The organism is Cnuibacter physcomitrellae (assembly GCF_014640535.1).
In the GTDB taxonomy this organism is placed as follows: Bacteria; Actinomycetota; Actinomycetes; order Actinomycetales; family Microbacteriaceae; genus Cnuibacter; species Cnuibacter physcomitrellae.
Genome location: NZ_BMHD01000001.1, coordinates 1,481,325 through 1,497,320, shown reverse-complemented (window position 1 = coordinate 1,497,320; position 15,996 = coordinate 1,481,325). Strand labels below are relative to the sequence as shown.

At 72.6% G+C, this 15,996-nt stretch carries 15 protein-coding genes; 6 read left to right on the top strand and 9 right to left on the bottom strand.

Features of this window, described 5'->3' with window-relative positions; genetic code table 11:
• The first annotated feature begins 10 nt into the window (after positions 1-10).
• The 5 genes from nrdF to IEX69_RS06965 all read left to right on the top strand — a co-directional run bounded on the left by nrdF (position 11) and on the right by IEX69_RS06965 (position 6,921).
• Positions 11-991, top strand: coding sequence for a class 1b ribonucleoside-diphosphate reductase subunit beta (gene nrdF / locus IEX69_RS06985; RefSeq protein WP_085020337.1), 981 nt, complete (start codon positions 11-13; stop codon positions 989-991).
• A 217-nt stretch (positions 992-1,208) separates the two neighbouring features.
• Positions 1,209-1,775: a hypothetical protein gene (locus tag IEX69_RS06980; protein WP_085020336.1), complete on the top strand. Its 567-nt coding sequence runs from the start codon at positions 1,209-1,211 to the stop codon at positions 1,773-1,775.
• Positions 1,776-2,038: 263 nt separating this feature from the next.
• The gene (locus IEX69_RS06975) at positions 2,039-4,264 is read left to right on the top strand and encodes a S8 family serine peptidase (protein ID WP_157127242.1); all 2,226 of its coding nucleotides are present in this window, start codon (positions 2,039-2,041) and stop codon (positions 4,262-4,264) included.
• A 5-nt stretch (positions 4,265-4,269) separates the two neighbouring features.
• Entirely contained in the window at positions 4,270-6,468 is a 2,199-nt protein-coding gene (locus IEX69_RS06970; RefSeq protein ID WP_157127241.1) for a S8 family serine peptidase, read from the top strand.
• Positions 6,469-6,534: 66 nt separating this feature from the next.
• Complete coding sequence (locus tag IEX69_RS06965) at positions 6,535-6,921, top strand: four-helix bundle copper-binding protein (protein ID WP_229756261.1); 387 nt, start codon at positions 6,535-6,537, stop codon at positions 6,919-6,921.
• 122 nt (positions 6,922-7,043) lie between these two features.
• Here IEX69_RS06965 and IEX69_RS06960 read toward each other — a convergent pair whose 3' ends face one another.
• The 4 genes from IEX69_RS06960 to IEX69_RS06945 all read right to left on the bottom strand — a co-directional run bounded on the left by IEX69_RS06960 (position 7,044) and on the right by IEX69_RS06945 (position 10,086).
• On the bottom strand, positions 7,044-7,445 hold the full coding sequence (locus tag IEX69_RS06960; RefSeq protein ID WP_085020332.1) for a ChaB family protein: 402 nt from the start codon (positions 7,443-7,445) through the stop codon (positions 7,044-7,046).
• A 45-nt stretch (positions 7,446-7,490) separates the two neighbouring features.
• Positions 7,491-8,684, bottom strand: a complete 1,194-nt coding sequence (locus IEX69_RS06955) for a baeRF2 domain-containing protein (protein WP_085020331.1) — start codon at positions 8,682-8,684, stop codon at positions 7,491-7,493.
• On the bottom strand, positions 8,671-8,997 hold the full coding sequence (locus IEX69_RS06950; protein WP_085020330.1) for a hypothetical protein: 327 nt from the start codon (positions 8,995-8,997) through the stop codon (positions 8,671-8,673). The genes IEX69_RS06955 and IEX69_RS06950 overlap by 14 nt, the downstream gene beginning before the upstream one ends.
• Positions 8,998-9,111: 114 nt before the next feature.
• Complete coding sequence (locus IEX69_RS06945; protein ID WP_085020329.1) at positions 9,112-10,086, bottom strand: 2-hydroxyacid dehydrogenase; 975 nt, start codon at positions 10,084-10,086, stop codon at positions 9,112-9,114.
• 36 nt (positions 10,087-10,122) lie between these two features.
• On the opposite strand from IEX69_RS06945, the gene IEX69_RS06940 reads away from it, so the two are divergent.
• A complete protein-coding gene (locus IEX69_RS06940) occupies positions 10,123-11,238 on the top strand; it encodes a glycerate kinase (protein ID WP_085020328.1) in 1,116 nt (371 codons plus the stop codon).
• 1 nt (position 11,239) lies between these two features.
• Here IEX69_RS06940 and IEX69_RS06935 read toward each other — a convergent pair whose 3' ends face one another.
• Genes IEX69_RS06935 through IEX69_RS06915 form a run of 5 tightly spaced genes read right to left on the bottom strand, consistent with a single transcriptional unit; the run spans position 11,240 to position 15,977 of the window.
• Positions 11,240-12,325, bottom strand: a complete 1,086-nt coding sequence (locus tag IEX69_RS06935; RefSeq protein WP_085020327.1) for an alpha/beta fold hydrolase — start codon at positions 12,323-12,325, stop codon at positions 11,240-11,242.
• 40 nt (positions 12,326-12,365) lie between these two features.
• Positions 12,366-13,253: an alpha/beta fold hydrolase gene (locus IEX69_RS06930; protein WP_174604478.1), complete on the bottom strand. Its 888-nt coding sequence runs from the start codon at positions 13,251-13,253 to the stop codon at positions 12,366-12,368.
• Positions 13,250-13,996, bottom strand: coding sequence for a 3-hydroxybutyrate dehydrogenase (locus tag IEX69_RS06925; RefSeq protein ID WP_085020325.1), 747 nt, complete (start codon positions 13,994-13,996; stop codon positions 13,250-13,252). The genes IEX69_RS06930 and IEX69_RS06925 overlap by 4 nt, the downstream gene beginning before the upstream one ends.
• Positions 13,993-14,628 carry a TetR/AcrR family transcriptional regulator gene (locus IEX69_RS06920; RefSeq protein WP_085020324.1) on the bottom strand — a complete coding sequence of 212 codons (636 nt, stop codon included), beginning with the start codon at positions 14,626-14,628 and terminating at the stop codon, positions 13,993-13,995. The genes IEX69_RS06925 and IEX69_RS06920 overlap by 4 nt, the downstream gene beginning before the upstream one ends.
• Positions 14,625-15,977 (bottom strand): class I adenylate-forming enzyme family protein, encoded by a 1,353-nt coding sequence (locus tag IEX69_RS06915; RefSeq protein ID WP_085020323.1) that lies wholly within the window; start codon positions 15,975-15,977, stop codon positions 14,625-14,627. The genes IEX69_RS06920 and IEX69_RS06915 overlap by 4 nt, the downstream gene beginning before the upstream one ends.
• Between the last annotated feature and the right edge of the window lie 19 nt (positions 15,978-15,996).

Sequence of the window (15,996 nt, the reverse complement as noted above, 5' to 3'; positions counted from 1 at the left end):
AGAGACTGACATGACCCCTCCGCAGAGCCTCAAGCTCGTCGATCGCGTCCAGGCGATCAACTGGAACCGCATCCAGGATGAGAAGGACGTCGAGGTGTGGAACCGCCTCGTCAACAACTTCTGGCTGCCCGAGAAGGTGCCGCTGTCGAACGACGTGCAGTCGTGGGCCACGCTCACGGCTGCCGAGCAGCAGCTCACCATGCGCGTGTTCACCGGGCTGACGCTGCTCGACACCATCCAGGGCACGGTCGGCGCGGTATCGCTCATCCCCGATGCGCTCACCCCGCACGAGGAGGCCGTCTACACGAACATCGCGTTCATGGAGTCGGTGCACGCGAAGTCGTACTCATCGATCTTCTCGACGCTCTCGTCGACCCGCGAGATCGACGAGGCGTTCCGCTGGTCGGTCGAGAACCCGAACCTGCAGAAGAAGGCGCAGATCGTCCTCGACTACTACCACGGCGACGAGCCGCTCAAGCGGAAGGTGGCCTCGACCCTGCTCGAGAGCTTCCTCTTCTACTCGGGCTTCTACCTGCCGATGTACTGGTCGAGCCGGGCGAAGCTGACCAACACGGCAGACCTCATCCGCCTCATCATCCGCGACGAGGCCGTGCACGGGTACTACATCGGCTACAAGTTCCAGCGCGGACTCGAGCTGGTCGACCAGGCCAAGCGCGACGAGATCAAGGACTACGCGTTCTCGCTGCTCTACGACCTGTACGACAACGAGATCCAGTACACGCAGGATCTCTACGACGAGGTCGGCCTGTCGGAGGACGTCAAGAAGTTCCTCCACTACAACGCCAACAAGGCCCTCATGAACCTCGGCTACGAGCCGATGTTCCCGAAGGCCGTCACCGACGTGAACCCCGCCATCCTCTCGGCGCTGTCCCCCAACGCGGATGAGAACCACGACTTCTTCTCCGGGTCGGGCTCCTCGTACGTGATCGGCAAGGCCGTGAACACCGAGGACGAGGACTGGGAGTTCTAGGGATCCCTGGTCGGGCGCTGATCGCAGCGACGACCTGAACCGACGAGCCCCCGGCTCCGTCGCTCCTCCGAGCGACGAGACCGGGGGCTCGTGCGTGTGCACCCATGCCTCGGTGAAGTCTCGCCGTGGAGTGCGGCGCTACACTCGTTCCCAGAGCACCGGGGGGTGCGCAGTGGGGCTCATCACGAGCAGCACGACCGGCACAGACGGGGGAAGCATGACGATCGACGATGCGGGCACACCTGAGCCGACGCAGCCCGGACCCGACCCGGCTGCGCCAGATGCTCCCGCGGTCACGGATGGAGCTGCTGCCTCGACGCCACGGCTCTCGGCCACCGCGCGCCCGCGACCCTGGCTGCTCCCTCTCCTCACCTGGGTCGGCGGGCTGGTCGTCGGCGCGGCGATCGGAGTCGGTGTCATGGGTGCCGTCGCCGCCGGTGGAACGAACGCAGCAGCGACGCCCACTTCGACCGCCAATCCCGCCGTGTTCGACAACGCCGTGAAGGCCTGTGTCAGTGGGAACAACCGCGGTTCCGCAGAGGTCTCTGACCAGGGTGAGACCCTCACCATCGACAACAAGGGTGAAGAGGACTTCGCCGGCGTCTCCTATACGGAGCTGTCCTGCCTGCTCGAAGCTCTCCACGCTCCCCAGGCCGTCGTCTCGCACATCGAGCAGACCACCTCCATGGACGGCCGCCAGACCGAGGAGTGGGACGACGTCGAGATGCAGTTCACCTACCACCCTGACCGAGGGCTCGACGCCGTCCTGACGCTCAGCGACTAGCCGAGCAGCTGCGATCCCGCGGCTCCACCTGCCTCGCCACGCCATCTCAGTCGGTAGGCGTTCCGGCTGTCTCCGCGGCGTGCCTGGATGTCTTCGCGGATCGCTCGAACATGATGTCCACGCGGTGCCGAGGGCTGGGAGTTCTAGGGATCCCTCCTGAAGCGCCCCGCGTGAGCAGAAGTGCTCGTGCGGGGCGCTTCCGTGGTCGCGGCGCCGATAGCCTTGCCCGGCGGCGCGTGCCGCGTGATGCGAGGGGGCCCGTGGTGGGGACGACGAGGGTGTGGACGGCTGCCGGTGTGGCCGCGCTGGTGATGGCGGCGATGCTGGCGGCAGGGGCCTCCGCGCGAGCGGACGACGGCGGGGCCGAGGAGGACGGCAGCGCCCTCTCGGGGCGGCTGCAGTACATCGCCGAGCTGCCCGACGGGGGTGACGTGGCGGAGCAGATCGCCGCAGCATCCGACGTGCTCGGGACGGTGGCCGACGGGCCGGGCAGCATCGCCGAGTCGGGTGGGCGCCTCTCCGTCACGGTGACCTTCGCGACCCGCCCGGATGCGGCGGCCTTCGACGCGCTCAGGGCCTACGGCGAGGTGACGGCCGCGAGCGAGCTGTTCTCGATGGCGACCGTCCGCGTCGCTCCGGCAGACCTCGAGGCGCTTGCCTCGGTCCCCGGTGTGAGCAGCGTGCGCGAGGACATCGTGCCGCGCACGACCGGCTCGTGGCCGGCAGCGGCCGCCACGCCCGCGGCCGCGACCGGCTCGTGGCCGGCAGCGGCCGCCACGCCCGCGGCCGCCGCCGCCACCACCTCCGCCGCCACCACCTCCGCCGCCGCACCGGCGGCCGACGCCGACGACTGCCGCAGCATCCCCGCCAATCTGCTCGCTCCGCTGAACGTCGAGGGAGCCCGGGACGCCTTCGGCGTGGACGGCATGGGAGTGACCGTGGGGATCATCTCCGACTCGTATGCGAGGCTCCCGGACGCGGCGACGCAGATCGCCGGTTCCGTCGCCCACGGCCTCCTCCCCGGAGCCGGCAACCCCTGCGGCTACGAGACCCCGGTGGAGGTGCTGCGCGAGTCGACCCTCCGCTCCGGCAGCGACGAGGGCCGGGCGATGGCGCAGCTCGTGCACCAGATCGCCCCCGGTGCGCGGCTGATGTTCGCGACCGCGGGCGCGGGCCAGCTCGAGTACTCCGAGTCGATCACCGCGCTCACGGATGCGGGCGCCGACGTCATCGTCGACGACGTCCTGAGCAACGAGCCCTGGTTCCAGGACGGGCCGATCAGCTATCAGGTCCAGCAGGTGACCGACCGGGGCATCCCGTACCTCGCGGCGGCAGGCAACTTCAGCTCCATCGGGGCCCGCGGCTACCCGAGCGCGGGGTATTCGATCAGCGGATGGGAGACGGCGGCCTACCGGCCCGCCGAGTGCCCTCAGGCCGTGCAGGACGAGTTCAGGACGCAGGGTGTCACCGCCGAGATCTCCTGCATGGACTTTGATCCCGGGACGGGAGTCGACACCCTCGATCAGATGGTGTCCAACGCCGGACCCACCCCCTCGTCGAGGCCCACCACCTACGCGCTCCAGTGGGCGGAGCCGTTCGGAGCGGCGACCACCGACATCCGCTTCGGCCTGATCGAGCCGAACGGGAACGTCGCCACGACGCTCGCCCCAGCGCCGGGGATACCTAGTCAGGAGATGGCGGTCCCCATGGTGAGCGGCGACTACCAGTACTTCATCGCGCGCATCGGCTCGGGTGACTCGACTCCTCGCATCAAGACCTGGTTCTACGGACCTGACACCGTCGCCGTCGAGTACTTCCGATCGGCGGGCGACGATGTCGTCGGTCACACGCTGTCGGCCCACGAGGGCGCCCCGCAGACCATCGCGGTCGCGGCCGTCTCGGCCCAGGACACGAGCACCCCGGAGACCTTCACCTCCGCCGGACCCGCCTCGTACTGGTTCGACTGGGACCCGACCGTGTCGCCCATCGCGACCCCTCGGACGACGCCGATCGTGACGGAGGGGCCGGTCATCGCCGGTGTCGACCGTGGCTACACGGACTTCTTCGGAGGCGAGATCTCCACCGGCCTCTACTCCTTCGCCGGCACCTCGGCCGCGGCACCCTCGGCCGCCGCGGTGGTGGCGCTCGGGCTGCAGCGGAACCCGGACGCGACGCCCGCCCAGGTGCGGTCGGCCCTGTCCTCGACGGCGTCGCCGCTGCCCAGCATCTCGCCCGTGTCGCTGACGCCCGAGCAGGTCGCCGGCGCGGGTCTGATCGATGCGCAGGCATTCGTGGGCGCGCTCGCCCCGGCGCCCCAGCCGGTCCCGGTCCCGGTGCCCGTGCCGGCCTCCGTGCCGACCGCGCAGTCCCCGCAGCTCGCGGCCACGGGGGCGAGCGAGGTGCCCTTCCTCGCGCTGATCGCGCTGGGCGTGGCCTCGTTGGGACTCGGCGTCGTCGTGAGGCGACGCGGGAAGGGCCGCCACTCATGATCAGGATGCGGGGACGACAGGGCCGGGTCGCGCTCGTTGCCGTGCTCTGCGTGGTCGGAGGACTCGTCCTGCCCGCCGCCGGAGCGCAGGCTGTCGAGACGGGGTCAGGACACGCCCTGTCCGATCGGTTGGAGCTCATCGCCGGGCTGCCGCTCGCCTCGCGCGCATCCGATGGCGACGGGGCCGATGCGGCGGACGTGGAGACGCAGCTCGACGCGCACGCGGACGACCTCGGGGTCGCCGTCGACGGGCCCGGCAGCCTGCAGGTCATCGACGGGCGGATCGCCGTCACCGTGCGGTACTCCGCTGGTCCCGGCGACACCGACATCCAGCGTCTCAGCGCACTGGCCGAGGTCCAGGCGTCGTCGTCGCTGTTCGGTCTGGCGAGCGCGCTGGTCGCGCCCTCCGACCTCCGCGCCGTGGCCGACCTGCCGGGTGTGGTGGGCGTGGACGAGTCGCCCGAGGCGAATGTGGGATCCACGGAGGCCCCGCTCACCGCGAGGCCCGCGGAGGCCCCGCTCACCGCGGGGCCCGCGCAGTCCGCAGCTGCAGCCGCAGCCGCTGCCGCCGCCGACTGCCGCAGCGTCCCGGCGAACCTCCGCGCCCCGCTGAACGTCGACCTGGCGGCGAGCCTGCACGGCGTCGACGGCACCGGCGTCGTGGTGGGCGTGATCTCGGACTCCTTCGCCACCAGCACGACGGCCGTCACCACCCCGGAGGAGGACGTGCGAAACGGCGTGCTCCCCGGCCCGGGCAACCCCTGTGGATACGAGCAGCCCGTGCGGGTGCTCGCCGACTCGAAGACCCCTCGGTCCGACGAGGGTCGGGCGATGGTGCAGCTCGTGCACCAGATCGCCCCGGGCGCCACGGTCCTGTTCGCCACGGACGGGACCGATGAGATGACCTTCGCGCAGGCCATGAACGACCTCGCCGCGGCGGGGGCCACCGTCATCGTCGACGACGTGATGCAGTTCGGCGACCCGGTGTTCCAGAACGGTCCGCTCGGCTGGACGGTCGACCGTCTCGCGGCGCAGGGCGTGACCTATCTCTCCTCGGCCGGCAACTACACCATCACGGGCGCGGCAGGCACCCCGAGCGCCGGCTACTCCATCGGCAGCTGGGAGGGCGATTACCGGCCCACCCCCTGCCCGGCGGAGGTCGCGGCGGTGTTCCCCGGCCAGGGCATCAGCTCGGGAGACTGCCTGGACTTCGACCCCGGTGACGGCACCGACGCCTACGACCGCCTGCAGTTCTCGGCACCCGACTCGCCGGAGCGCTACGCCACGTTCATCATGAACTGGAGCGAGCCCTACCAGAGCGCCCGAGGGGCGTTCCGGTTCGGTGTGGTCACGCCGGACGGAAAGGCGGACCTCGTCCCCGCGGGCACGCCCGGGATCCCCATCGTCTACGTGACCGATGTCGTCCAGAAGGGCGAGCTGCGGTTCTTCGTGATCCGTGACACCTCGGCGGGCTCCACGGCCGAGGTGACCCCGCGCGTCCGGCTGCTCTATGACGCACGGACTCAGCTGCAGGATGCGCAATGGTTCCTGTCGCAGGGCGGCGACGTCGTCGGCGCCACGCTGGGTGGTCACGCCGCCGCCGCGGGTGCGCTCGCGGTCGCGGCGGCGCCTGCATCGGCGCCCTCGGCGGTGGAGCCGTTCTCGTCGACCGGGCCGACGACGGTGTACTCCGACTACGACCCGACGCGCATCCCCACGTCGGTGCCGTTGCCGGTCCCCGAGCTGCGGCCCAAGCCGGATGTGACGAGCGTGGACGCCGGGTACACCGACTTCTTCGACGACCAGGTCGCGGAGGGGCGCTACGTGTTCTCCGGAACGAGTGCCGCTGCACCCGCCGCTGCCGGTGTGATCGCGCTCGGACGGCAGGCGGCGCCGGGCGCCGACGCAGCCGCGCTCCGCTCGGCGCTGCTCGAGACCGCGCGACCGCTCGACGGGACCCTGCCGGGATTCCGCGCGACCGACCTGTCGGGAGCCGGGCTCATCGACGCGGCCGCCTTCCTCGACACCCTCCTGGCCGACACGCCCTCGCCTTCACCCACTCCGACGGTGAACCCGGTCGCGACGGCGGAGCTCGCCGCGACGGGATCGACGGCCACGCTGCCCGCCCTCGTCTCGACCGGGCTCGCGCTCGCCGCGATCGCGCTCGGGACGATCGGACTCCGGCGGCGCCGTTCGGCGAAATGAGTGCGCTGGAGCCCCCGACCGAATACAAAGGAAGGGGAAGGGAGCACGATGTCGCGAGCCGCTGACATGTTCGACACTCACCCGGGGCATCAGGAAGGGCCCGATCGGGCGCTGATCCTCGAGGTGATCGAGGCCGCGGGGGAGTGCGCTCAGGCGTGCACGGCCTGCGCCGACGCCTGCCTGTCGGAGGAGTCGGTCGACTCGCTCGTGGCGTGCATCCGGTCGGATCTCGACTGCGCCGACGTCTGCGCGGCGACCGCGTCGGTGCTGTCGCGGCAGACCGCCACCGACGAGGCGATCATCCGCGCCGTGGTGGAGGCCTGCCGTGTCGTCTGCGAGCGCTGCGGCGACGAGTGCGAGCGGCACGCCGACATGCACGCGCACTGCCGCGTCTGCGCGGAAGCCTGTCGGCGCACGCAGCGCGCCTGCGACGCTCTCCTCGCCGCGTTCTGATCGAGCCGTCGTCCCTCGACTGCTCACCTTCCGCGCCTGATCCCGAGGGATGGCGCCGAAAGTGAGCAGTCGACGGGCAGAGCGACGAGCGGCGAGCGACGAGCAGTGAGCAGTGAGGCGGGCTAGGAGCGGCGGGCGCGGGCGGTCTCGCGGCGGTTGGCCTTCTTGATGGCCTCGACGAGCTCGTCCTTCGTCATCGTCGAGCGACCGTGGACGTCGAGCCGCCGAGCCACCTGGAGCAGGTGCTCCTTCGTGGCGTTGGCATCGACGCCCTCCTCCGTGCGGCCGGGCGAGTCGACACCGCCCGCCGCCTTCCGATCGCTCGGGCCGGAGGACTCTTTCTCCTCCCAGTGGTCGCCGACCTTCTCGTACTCGTGCTTGACGGCGGCGAAGGCCGTGCGACGGGCTCGCTCGCCGTCGCCGTCGTAGGTCTCCCTCGCGGAGTCGAGGGTCTTCTCGAAGATCTCCTGCGCGTGCTTCGGCGAGCGCTTCAGCGTCGACGGGATCTCGTCACGGGCGGGCATGTCCGCTCCTCTCGATGGTTCAGACGGTGATGGACCGGATGCGCATCACGGATGCGTCGGCTCGGACGACCAGCGGAGCACCGCCGCCACGCCGTCCGCGTGAGCGGGCAGCGGATCGGCGGCCGGGTCGGTCTCGGGGTTCGTCCCGATCTCGAGCACCTCGTCGGACGTGACGGGCACGTCGGCGAAGACCACCTCCGCGTCGGTCATTAGTGCGGCACGGAGGAGCGCCTGCGCGGCGCCGACCGTGACGGGCTCGACACCCTCGCTCAGCGCATCCGACGCGGTCGCGACCCAGGGAGCCTCGCCGAGGGCGAGGACCGTGCGGCCCTCGAGCACGCGGGAGTCGACGAGCAGCGTCTCGACCTGCGCCTGCTGGAGGGCGGAGACCGTCGCGCCCAGACCGACGGCGGCGCGGCCGTCCGCCTCGCCGTCGAACTGCCGCAGGCGCTCGAGTGCACTCGCGCGACGGCTCTCGGCGAGAGCGGCCACGGCCCGCGCCACGCCCGCCGCGAGGGTCTGCTGCGACGCCCCGGGGGCGCCGGCGTTCTCGTCGATCTGGGTCAGGAGGGCGCGGGACTCCTTCGAGAGCGCGTCGACCAGGAGCTCCCTGGCGCGCACGTCACCCGAGACGATGACGAGGTCGGGCCGACGATCGAGCACGAGCCGGTCGACGAACGAGGCGACCTCCGTCTCGTTCTGCTTCCAGATCTCCTCGGTGCGGTGCTGATAGTCGATCTCCGACCATCCGCCCGCGCGGACCTTCGTGAGGTCCTCCTGCCGGCCCTCGATCGTCTCCGACTGCTCCGGAGCGGCGTCGCCGAGGCGGCGCAGGGTGACGGAGGCGGTCCCCCGCTCCGCCTCGACCAGCACGTACGTCGCGGCGTGGGCGAGGTGGGCCAGCAGCGGCACCAGGTCGGGGACCGGTCCGTACGTGTGCACGTCGGGTCGGACCGCGGCCTCCTCGACGACCTGCCGCACGACGACCTGGCCCTCGCGCACGAGGGCGAAGAGCGTCGTCGGGCTCGGCAGGTGGGTCGGCTCCGCGAGCAGAGCCTCGACAGCGGCGACGTCCGCTTCCGGGGCGCCCGCCTGACGGACGCCGTCGACCACGGCGCGGCGACGGAGCGCCTCGGTGCGGCTGGGATCCCCGGTGTCGACGGAGAGGTCGGTGTAGACCGTCGTCCATCCGCCGAGCTGCTCGAGCTCCCGCGCGAGCGCCGACTCAGCGGCCGCCATCGTCGGTCTCCTCGCCGATCGTCTCGCTCAGCGGCGTCTCCTCGGTCGACCCCGCAGCGACGATCTCGCCGTCGAGGTCGTCGACGTCGTCGTCACCGGTCCTGGTCTCGAAGACGACCTCATCGTCGACGAGCGCGCCCGACATCCCCGCGGCCTCGTCGACCTCCTCGGGATCCGTGTCGTCGGGAAAGCCCTCCGTCTGCCTGAACTCCTCCACATGACTGGGGGAGGGATGTCCCTGCACGAAGGCGCGGTCCTCCTTCTCGAGCTCGTCGTCGACGCGTGCGCCGTGGGTGGTGTTTCCCCGTTCCATGAGCGATGCTCCTTCCGGACGGCGGGCACTCACCCGCCTCGGGGGTGAACCTACGCTCGACGTCCGGCGGAGACCACCCCTGTCGGTGACCCCGACGGTCCCCTTGACCGCGCCTCAGCCGACGGGGGTCAGCGCCTGCCCGCCCCCGACGACGGCGACCGCGTTCCGCACGGCCAGGAGGCCCATGTTCGCGCGTGTGGCGCCGCCCGCGCTCCCGATGTGCGGCACGGCCACGACGTTCGGCAGGGTCAGCAGGCCCGGGGTGACGTGCGGCTCCCACTCGAACACGTCGAGCGCCGCGCCCCCGAGTCGACCGTCCTCGAGCGCCTCGAGCAGCGCGAGCTCGTCCACGATGGGTCCGCGCGCGGTGTTGACGAGGAGGGCGCCCGGTTTCATCGCCGCGAACTGCGCCGGGCCGAAGAGGTGGCGGGTCGCCGGCGTGAGCGGGCAGTGGATCGAGATCGCATCGCTCTCGGCGAGCAGCTCCTCGAAGGAGACCGGTCGCACCCCGAGGGCCGCCGCCTCGGGGGAGGAGGCCCGGGAGCCCGTCGCGACGATCCGCATCCCGAAGGCCGCCGCCCGAGTGGCCACGGCCATCCCGATGCGCCCCAGCCCCACGATGCCGAGCGTCGCGCCGGCGCTGACGTCCAGTCCGAGGAAGAGGTCCGGCTCCCACCGCCATTCAGCCCCCGTCCGGAGGAACCGATCCGCCTCGCTCACTCGCCTCGACAGGTCGAGCAGCAGCGCCATGGCGAGGTCGGCGGTGGCCTCGTCGAGCACTCCCGGGGTGTTCGTCACGATCACGCCGCGCTCCGTCGCCGCGGCCACGTCCACGTTGTCGTACCCGACCGCGAAGTTCGCGACCACCTTCAGCGAGGCTCCCGCCGCATCCAGCAGCTCGGCGTCGACCCGGTCGCTCAGCAGGGTGATGAGCCCGGACGCGCCGGCCGCGTCGGCCAGCAGCGACTCGCGCGGCTGCCCGGTCTGCTCGGTGTACGCGGTGACGAGCAGTCCCGAGGCGGCGAGCTCGTCGGCCGCCGGTCCGGGCAGGGCGAAGCTGACGTGGATGCGGGTCTCCGGTGTGTCCATACCGCTACTGTGGCGCATCCGTGGCTGGATGGTCGAGTGGCTCGACGCATCGTCATCGCACCGGACTCCTTCAAGGGCACGATCGACGCCGCGGACGCCGCGCGAGCGCTCGAGGAGGGCTGGCGCACGATCCGTCCGGACGACGACGTCCTCCTGCGGCCCATGGCCGACGGAGGCGAGGGGACGGTCGACGCGTTCGCCGTCGCGCGCGAGGGCGCGGAGCGGCGGCGCGTCACCGTCACGGGCCCCGACGACCGACCGGTCGAGGCGGACTGGCTCCTCTACCGCGACCCCGCCGGACGGCTGACGGGCCTCGTCGAGCTGGCCAACACCAGCGGGATCACCCTGCTCGATCCGCTCCGGCCCTTCACCGCCCACACGCGCGGCTTCGGGCAGGCGATCGCCGCCGCGCTCGCGGCCGGGATCGATCGGCTCGCGCTCGCGATCGGCGGCAGCTCGTCGACCGACGGCGGGGCCGGTGCGCTCGCCGAGCTGGGCGCGAGGCTGCGGGATGCCGATGGCCGACCCGTCCCGGACGGCGCGGGCGGGCTGGGGCTCCTGGCGTCCGTCGACCTCGAGGGGCTCGCGGGGCTGCCGCCCGCGGGGGCGAGCGTGCTCACCGATGTGACCAACCCGCTGCTCGGGCCGCTCGGCGCTGTCGCGGTCTTCGGCCGTCAGAAGGGCATCCTCGACGGCGACGCGCCGCGGGCCGAGGCCGCCCTCGCCCGGTGGGGCGAGCTGCTCGCGGAGGCGACCGGCGTCGACCCCTCGACGCCCGGTGCGGGCGCCGCGGGAGGCACCGGCTTCGGCCTCCTCGCGTGGGGCGCGGAGCTCGAGCGCGGGTCCGCCGCCGTCGGGGCCGAGCTGGGGCTCCCGGATGCGGTGGCCGACGCGGACGTCGTCATCACGGGAGAGGGGCGGTACGACGGCCAGTCCGAGGCCGGGAAGGTGCCCGCCTACGTCCGTGGCCTCGCACAGGCGGCCGGGGCGAGGACGGCGCTGGTCGCCGGCGCGATCGCGGCCGACGCCTCCGCGTTCGACGCGCACGCCTCGCTCACGGCCCTGGCCGGCTCCACCGAGGAGGCGCTGGCCCGCCCCCGCGAGCACCTGGTCGCCGCGGGCGTGGCCCTCGCCCGGTCGCTCGCGAGCTGACTCAGCCCACGGGCCTCGCCGCGAGCTGGGCCTCGAGCACGCGGCGGAAGTCGTCCGGGTGCTCGAGGTGGGGGGAGTGACCGCACGAGGCCCACGCCTCCTCGACGACCTCGCCGCCCGCGGCCTCGTAGCGCCCGAGCACCGCGCGGATCTGCGCCTTCATCGGCTGCGCGGGTGCCTCCTCCTCGCCGGGCCAGCCCGGGATGACCCCGAGCTGTCCGAGGTGGTTGAGGTCGAAGAAGGAGGTGTCGGACACGATGGCGTCGTCGAGACCGTGCACCCACGCGATCCGCGGCTTCGGGTCGACGTCGACGATGCCGGTGAGGTCGAGGTTCTGCGGCGCCATCGTGTTCAGCACGCCGGTGCGGCCGGGCGCGAAGCCGGGCCAGTTCTCGGAGGCGACCGAGTCGCCGGGGTAGTTCCCCTCGGACGTCGACGTCGAGAGCATCGACTCCACCCAGAGGTCCTCGAGAGGACTCCGGTACGCGGCGTGCACGTAGGACGACCGGAACACCGACCGGGGTGACGTCGGCGCCTCCGCGGTGCGATCCCCGGCCTGGAGCCGGGCGACGAAGTCGGGGTTGGCCCCGCCGCCGCCGGAGCCCGCGGCGTCCGGCGTCGTCAGGGACCCGTCGAGCCTCGTGGCCCCGAACCCGTAGGGTGACACGGGGGAGACGAGCGTGAGCGACCGGACGAGCGTCGGCCGGTCGAGCAGCATCTGCATGGCCACGCCGCCGCCCATGCTCCAGCCGACGAGGTGGGCCTCGTCGATCCCGAGCGTGTCGAGCACGCTCTCGACGTCCTCCGCGAAGTCGCGGAGGCCCCGGGTGGCGTCGACGGGCAGCGTCTCGCTGTCGCCGAACCCCCGCAGGTCGACGGCCACCGCGCGGACCCCGGACTCGAGGGCCAACATGGCGGGCTGCCAGAACAGCGACGACGAGACGTTGCCGTGCACGAAGACCACCGGGGTCCCGGTGCCGGGGCGCTCGAGCACGGCGGCGCGGAGCCTCGGCGTCTCGACGGTGTGCTGCACGATGCCGGGCAGGAGGCGCTCGGCGGGGGTCGTGGCGGGGTTCTCGACGGTCATGGGCGATGTCCTCTCGACGGTGAAGGGATCGGGTACGCGGTCAGGATGCGGTGGGGATCGGGGCGTCTCGGACGACGCGAGCGACGAGGGCGGCGCCCGCGGGAGCCATGACGACGGTGTAGTGGTTGGCGTCGTCGGCCTCGACGATCCGCCACCCGGGGAGCTCGCGCCGCCAGGCGTCCACGACGTCGGGGGAGTACAGCGCCTCCGGCTGGTCCAGGAGGCCACGGGGTGCCCGGATGAACGTGACGGGCTGCTCCGCCAGGGATCGCAGGGCGGAGGCGTGCCCGGCATGGCCCAGCAGCTCACGAGCGCTCACGGCGATGGCCTCGGGGTTCGAGCCCGGCCGGAGGTCCGGCCCCTCCCCGACCAGGTCGGCATCGGCGTAGGCCGCGATCGCGTCGCTCCAGGAACCGGCGAACGCGGGATGCGTGCGCCAGAAGTCGTGGTACGCCTCGCGATCGGAGAACGTCATGTCGAGTCGCGCCAGGGCGGGCCCGAGCGTCGCCTGCACCCGCTCCTCCTCGCTTCCCGGGCCGGGAGGGAAGGGGAGCCCGCCGTCGACGAGGACGAGGCTGCGCACCAGATCGGGTCGCCTGGCCGCGGCGAGGACGGCGACGAAGGCGCCCATGGAGTGGCCGACGAGCGTCACGGGAGCGGCGGATGCCGCGGTGATCACGGCGAGGACGTCCTCGGCGTGCTGGTCGAGAGTGTACGGGCCGGGCAGCGCCCGGCTCGACCCGCGTCCGCGCAGGTCGGGGGCGATCAGCCTGACGTCCGGGAGCGCCTCCGCGAGGGCGTGGAACGCCGCGTGGTTCGCGGTGATGCCGTGCACGGCGACCACCGCATCCGGCCCGTTCCCCGGCCACTCGTGGACGGCGAGCGAGCCTCCGTCGACCTCGACCGAGGATCGTCGCGGAGACCTCATCGCGCCGTCCATCCGCCGTCGATCGTGTACGAGGCCCCGGTCACGGAGCGGGCGTGGTCGCTGCAGAGCCACGTCACCAGGGAGGCCACCTCGTCGGGCTCGACGAGCCGCTTGATCGCCTGCTCCGCGAGCATGACCCGTTCGATCACCTCGTCCTCGGGGATGCCGTGGTGCGCGGCCTGATCGGCGATCTGCTTCTCCATGAGGGGAGTGCGGACGTAGGCCGGGTTGACGCAGTTGCTCGTCACGCCGTGCGGGCCGCCCTCGAGCGCGATCGTCTTCGAGAGCCCCTCGAGACCGTGCTTGGCGGTGACGTACGCGGACTTGAAGGCCGAGGCCCGCAGCCCGTGCGCGGACGAGATGTTGACGACGCGACCCCATCCCCGGCGGTACATGCCGGGGAGGGCCGCACGGACGAGGAGGAACGGGGCCTCGACCATGATCGCCATGATCCGGCGGAAGACGTCGGGCTCGAACTCGTGGAGGGGCGCCACCCGCTGGATCCCGGCGTTGTTGACGAGCACGTCGACGTCGAGCGTGAGGTCGTCGAGGTCCCTCGTCGCCGAGAGGTCGACCTCCCACGACTCGCCCCCGATCTCCTCGGCGACGGCGGCCGCGGCGGTGCCGTCCAGGTCCGCGACGACGACGTGCGCCCCCGCCTCCGCCAGCGCGGTCGCGCAGGCCCGCCCGATGCCGCTCGCGCCGCCCGTGACCAGGGCTCGGCGTCCTGATAGATCGCTCATGATCCGTTCTCCTCTCTCGTCGTCGCCGGTGCCGTCCGGCGCCCGATCGCGCCGTCGACCAGCAGGGCCACCTGGTCGAGGACGTGGTCGGGGACCCCGCCCTCCGCATCCCTCTCCCAGAGCACCCAGCGCATCCCGACCAGCTCACCGATGCCCATGAGGGCCCACGCCGCGACGTCCGGGTCGAGGTCGGGGCGCACCTCGCCGTGGCGCTGCGCCTCGGCCAGACCCTCGGCGTAGCCCTCGACGATGCGGTCGTAGTGCCGATGCAGGGCCCGGGGCGAGACGAACTCGGCCGCCCTGATGATCCGGTACAGGGCCGGATGCTCGGCGGTGAAGGCGAAGAAGGCACGGAACCCGGCACGCTCCGCCGACAGGCGGTCGGGTGCCGCCGCGGACGCCTCGCTCATGGCGCGGCGGACCCGGCGGTTGAGGTCGTCGACGAGCTCGTCGAAGAGGTCGAGCTTGCTGTCGAAGTAGAGGTAGAACGTGCCCTGCGCGACGCCCGCGCGCTCGGTGATCCGGACGACACTGGCGTCGGCGTAGCCGAGCTCGGCGAAGACGTGCTCGGCCGCCTCGAGGAGGGCGGCGCGCGTCCTGGCGCCTCGGGCCGTGCGCGGTGCCGAGGTCATCGTCGATCCTCCCTCAGCGCCCGGCGGTCGACCTTGCCCACCGGCGTCCGCGGCAGGGACGGCACGACGTGGAGCCGAGCGGGGAGAGCGTGCCGGGGGAGCTCGTCGGCGAGCCGGGCCCGGACGGTCGCGAGCGAGGGCTCCGCGCCGTGCGCGGCGACCACGAAGGCCGCGCCGACGGACCCGAGGTCGGGATCGGGCACACCGATGACGGCGGCCTCGAGGACACCGGGCAGTCGCAGCATCGCGCGCTCGACGGACGCGGGGACGACGCTCTCGCCGCCCGTGGAGAACACGTCGTCGATCCGGCCCACGATCGAGAACCCGCCGCCCGCCCGCTCCTCGGCGAGGTCACCGGTGTGCAGCCATCCGCCGCGGAACGTGTCGCGCGTGGCCGCCTCATCGTCGAGGTAGCCGGCCGCGAGCGAGGGCGACGAGACGAGGACCTCGCCGTCGTCCGCGAGCCTCACCGTGACGCCGTCGTAGGGATGGAGCGGGCCGCCGGGAACCCGGGCGGCGGCCACGTTGGGCCCCGCCTCGGTCAGGCCGTAGCCCTCGATCAGGCGGATGCCGTGGCACGCCGCCCGCGCGACCAGATCCGGCGGCACGGGGGCGCCGCCCACCACCGCGTGCCGGAGCGCGGGAAAGGGCGCCTCGCCGGGTCTGAGCACCGCGAGGAGACGCGACCAGTGCGTCGGGACGCCCATCATCGCGGTCACGCCGTGCTCGACGAGAGCCTCGCGCGCGGCCGTCGGGTCGAACCGATCCCTCACGATCAGGCGGGCGCCGGACTCGAGCGCGGCGAGCGGGAAGACCGTCCAGCCCCCGGTGTGGTGCTGTGGCATCACGGAGAGCACGGTGTCGGATGAGTCGAGAGGGAAGCGGGACAGCAGGGCCGCATCCGTGGCGGCCACGGCGCGACCGTCGAGGACGACGGCCTTGGGGTCGGCGGTCGTGCCCGACGTGAGGAAGACGAACTCGGCTCCGTCGGGGAGAGGGCGGGTCGCGGTGGCGGCGGCGGGGAACGGGCCGCCGAGGGAGCCGACCGGGGTGCCGCTCGTCGTGGAGTCGCGGGCCGCGGACTCGACCAGGAGCAGCGAGGGCCTGAGCGCATCGACGGCGGAGGAGAGCAGCGCCGGGGGGAGGGCGGGCGACAGCGGGGCCAGCGCCGCGCCGATCCGACGCAACGCCCGGTGGAGGGCGAGGTGCTCCGCTCCGCTGCGCATCGCCGTCGCGATCAGGGCACCTCGGGACACCCCTGCGGTGCGGAGGGCGAGCTCGTGGGCGTCGGCGGCGTCCTCGATGTCGTCGAGCCGCAGCGGTCGCCCGCTCCTCAGCACCGTCTGCATGCCACCGCCTCACCGCGAT

What these genes read in the sequence shown, in the direction of transcription:
- nrdF (WP_085020337.1), top strand. Translation starts at nt 11, where the DNA reads ATGACCCCTCCGCAGAGCCTCAAGCTCGTCGATCGCGTCCAGGCGATC.
- IEX69_RS06980 (WP_085020336.1), top strand. Translation starts at nt 1,209, where the DNA reads ATGACGATCGACGATGCGGGCACACCTGAGCCGACGCAGCCCGGACCC.
- IEX69_RS06970 (WP_157127241.1), top strand. Translation starts at nt 4,270, where the DNA reads ATGCGGGGACGACAGGGCCGGGTCGCGCTCGTTGCCGTGCTCTGCGTG.
- IEX69_RS06965 (WP_229756261.1), top strand. Translation starts at nt 6,535, where the DNA reads ATGTTCGACACTCACCCGGGGCATCAGGAAGGGCCCGATCGGGCGCTG.
- IEX69_RS06960 (WP_085020332.1), bottom strand. Translation starts at nt 7,445, where the DNA reads ATGCCCGCCCGTGACGAGATCCCGTCGACGCTGAAGCGCTCGCCGAAG.
- IEX69_RS06955 (WP_085020331.1), bottom strand. Translation starts at nt 8,684, where the DNA reads ATGGCGGCCGCTGAGTCGGCGCTCGCGCGGGAGCTCGAGCAGCTCGGC.
- IEX69_RS06950 (WP_085020330.1), bottom strand. Translation starts at nt 8,997, where the DNA reads ATGGAACGGGGAAACACCACCCACGGCGCACGCGTCGACGACGAGCTC.
- IEX69_RS06945 (WP_085020329.1), bottom strand. Translation starts at nt 10,086, where the DNA reads ATGGACACACCGGAGACCCGCATCCACGTCAGCTTCGCCCTGCCCGGA.
- IEX69_RS06935 (WP_085020327.1), bottom strand. Translation starts at nt 12,325, where the DNA reads ATGACCGTCGAGAACCCCGCCACGACCCCCGCCGAGCGCCTCCTGCCC.
- IEX69_RS06930 (WP_174604478.1), bottom strand. Translation starts at nt 13,253, where the DNA reads ATGAGGTCTCCGCGACGATCCTCGGTCGAGGTCGACGGAGGCTCGCTC.
- IEX69_RS06925 (WP_085020325.1), bottom strand. Translation starts at nt 13,996, where the DNA reads ATGAGCGATCTATCAGGACGCCGAGCCCTGGTCACGGGCGGCGCGAGC.
- IEX69_RS06920 (WP_085020324.1), bottom strand. Translation starts at nt 14,628, where the DNA reads ATGACCTCGGCACCGCGCACGGCCCGAGGCGCCAGGACGCGCGCCGCC.
- IEX69_RS06915 (WP_085020323.1), bottom strand. Translation starts at nt 15,977, where the DNA reads ATGCAGACGGTGCTGAGGAGCGGGCGACCGCTGCGGCTCGACGACATC.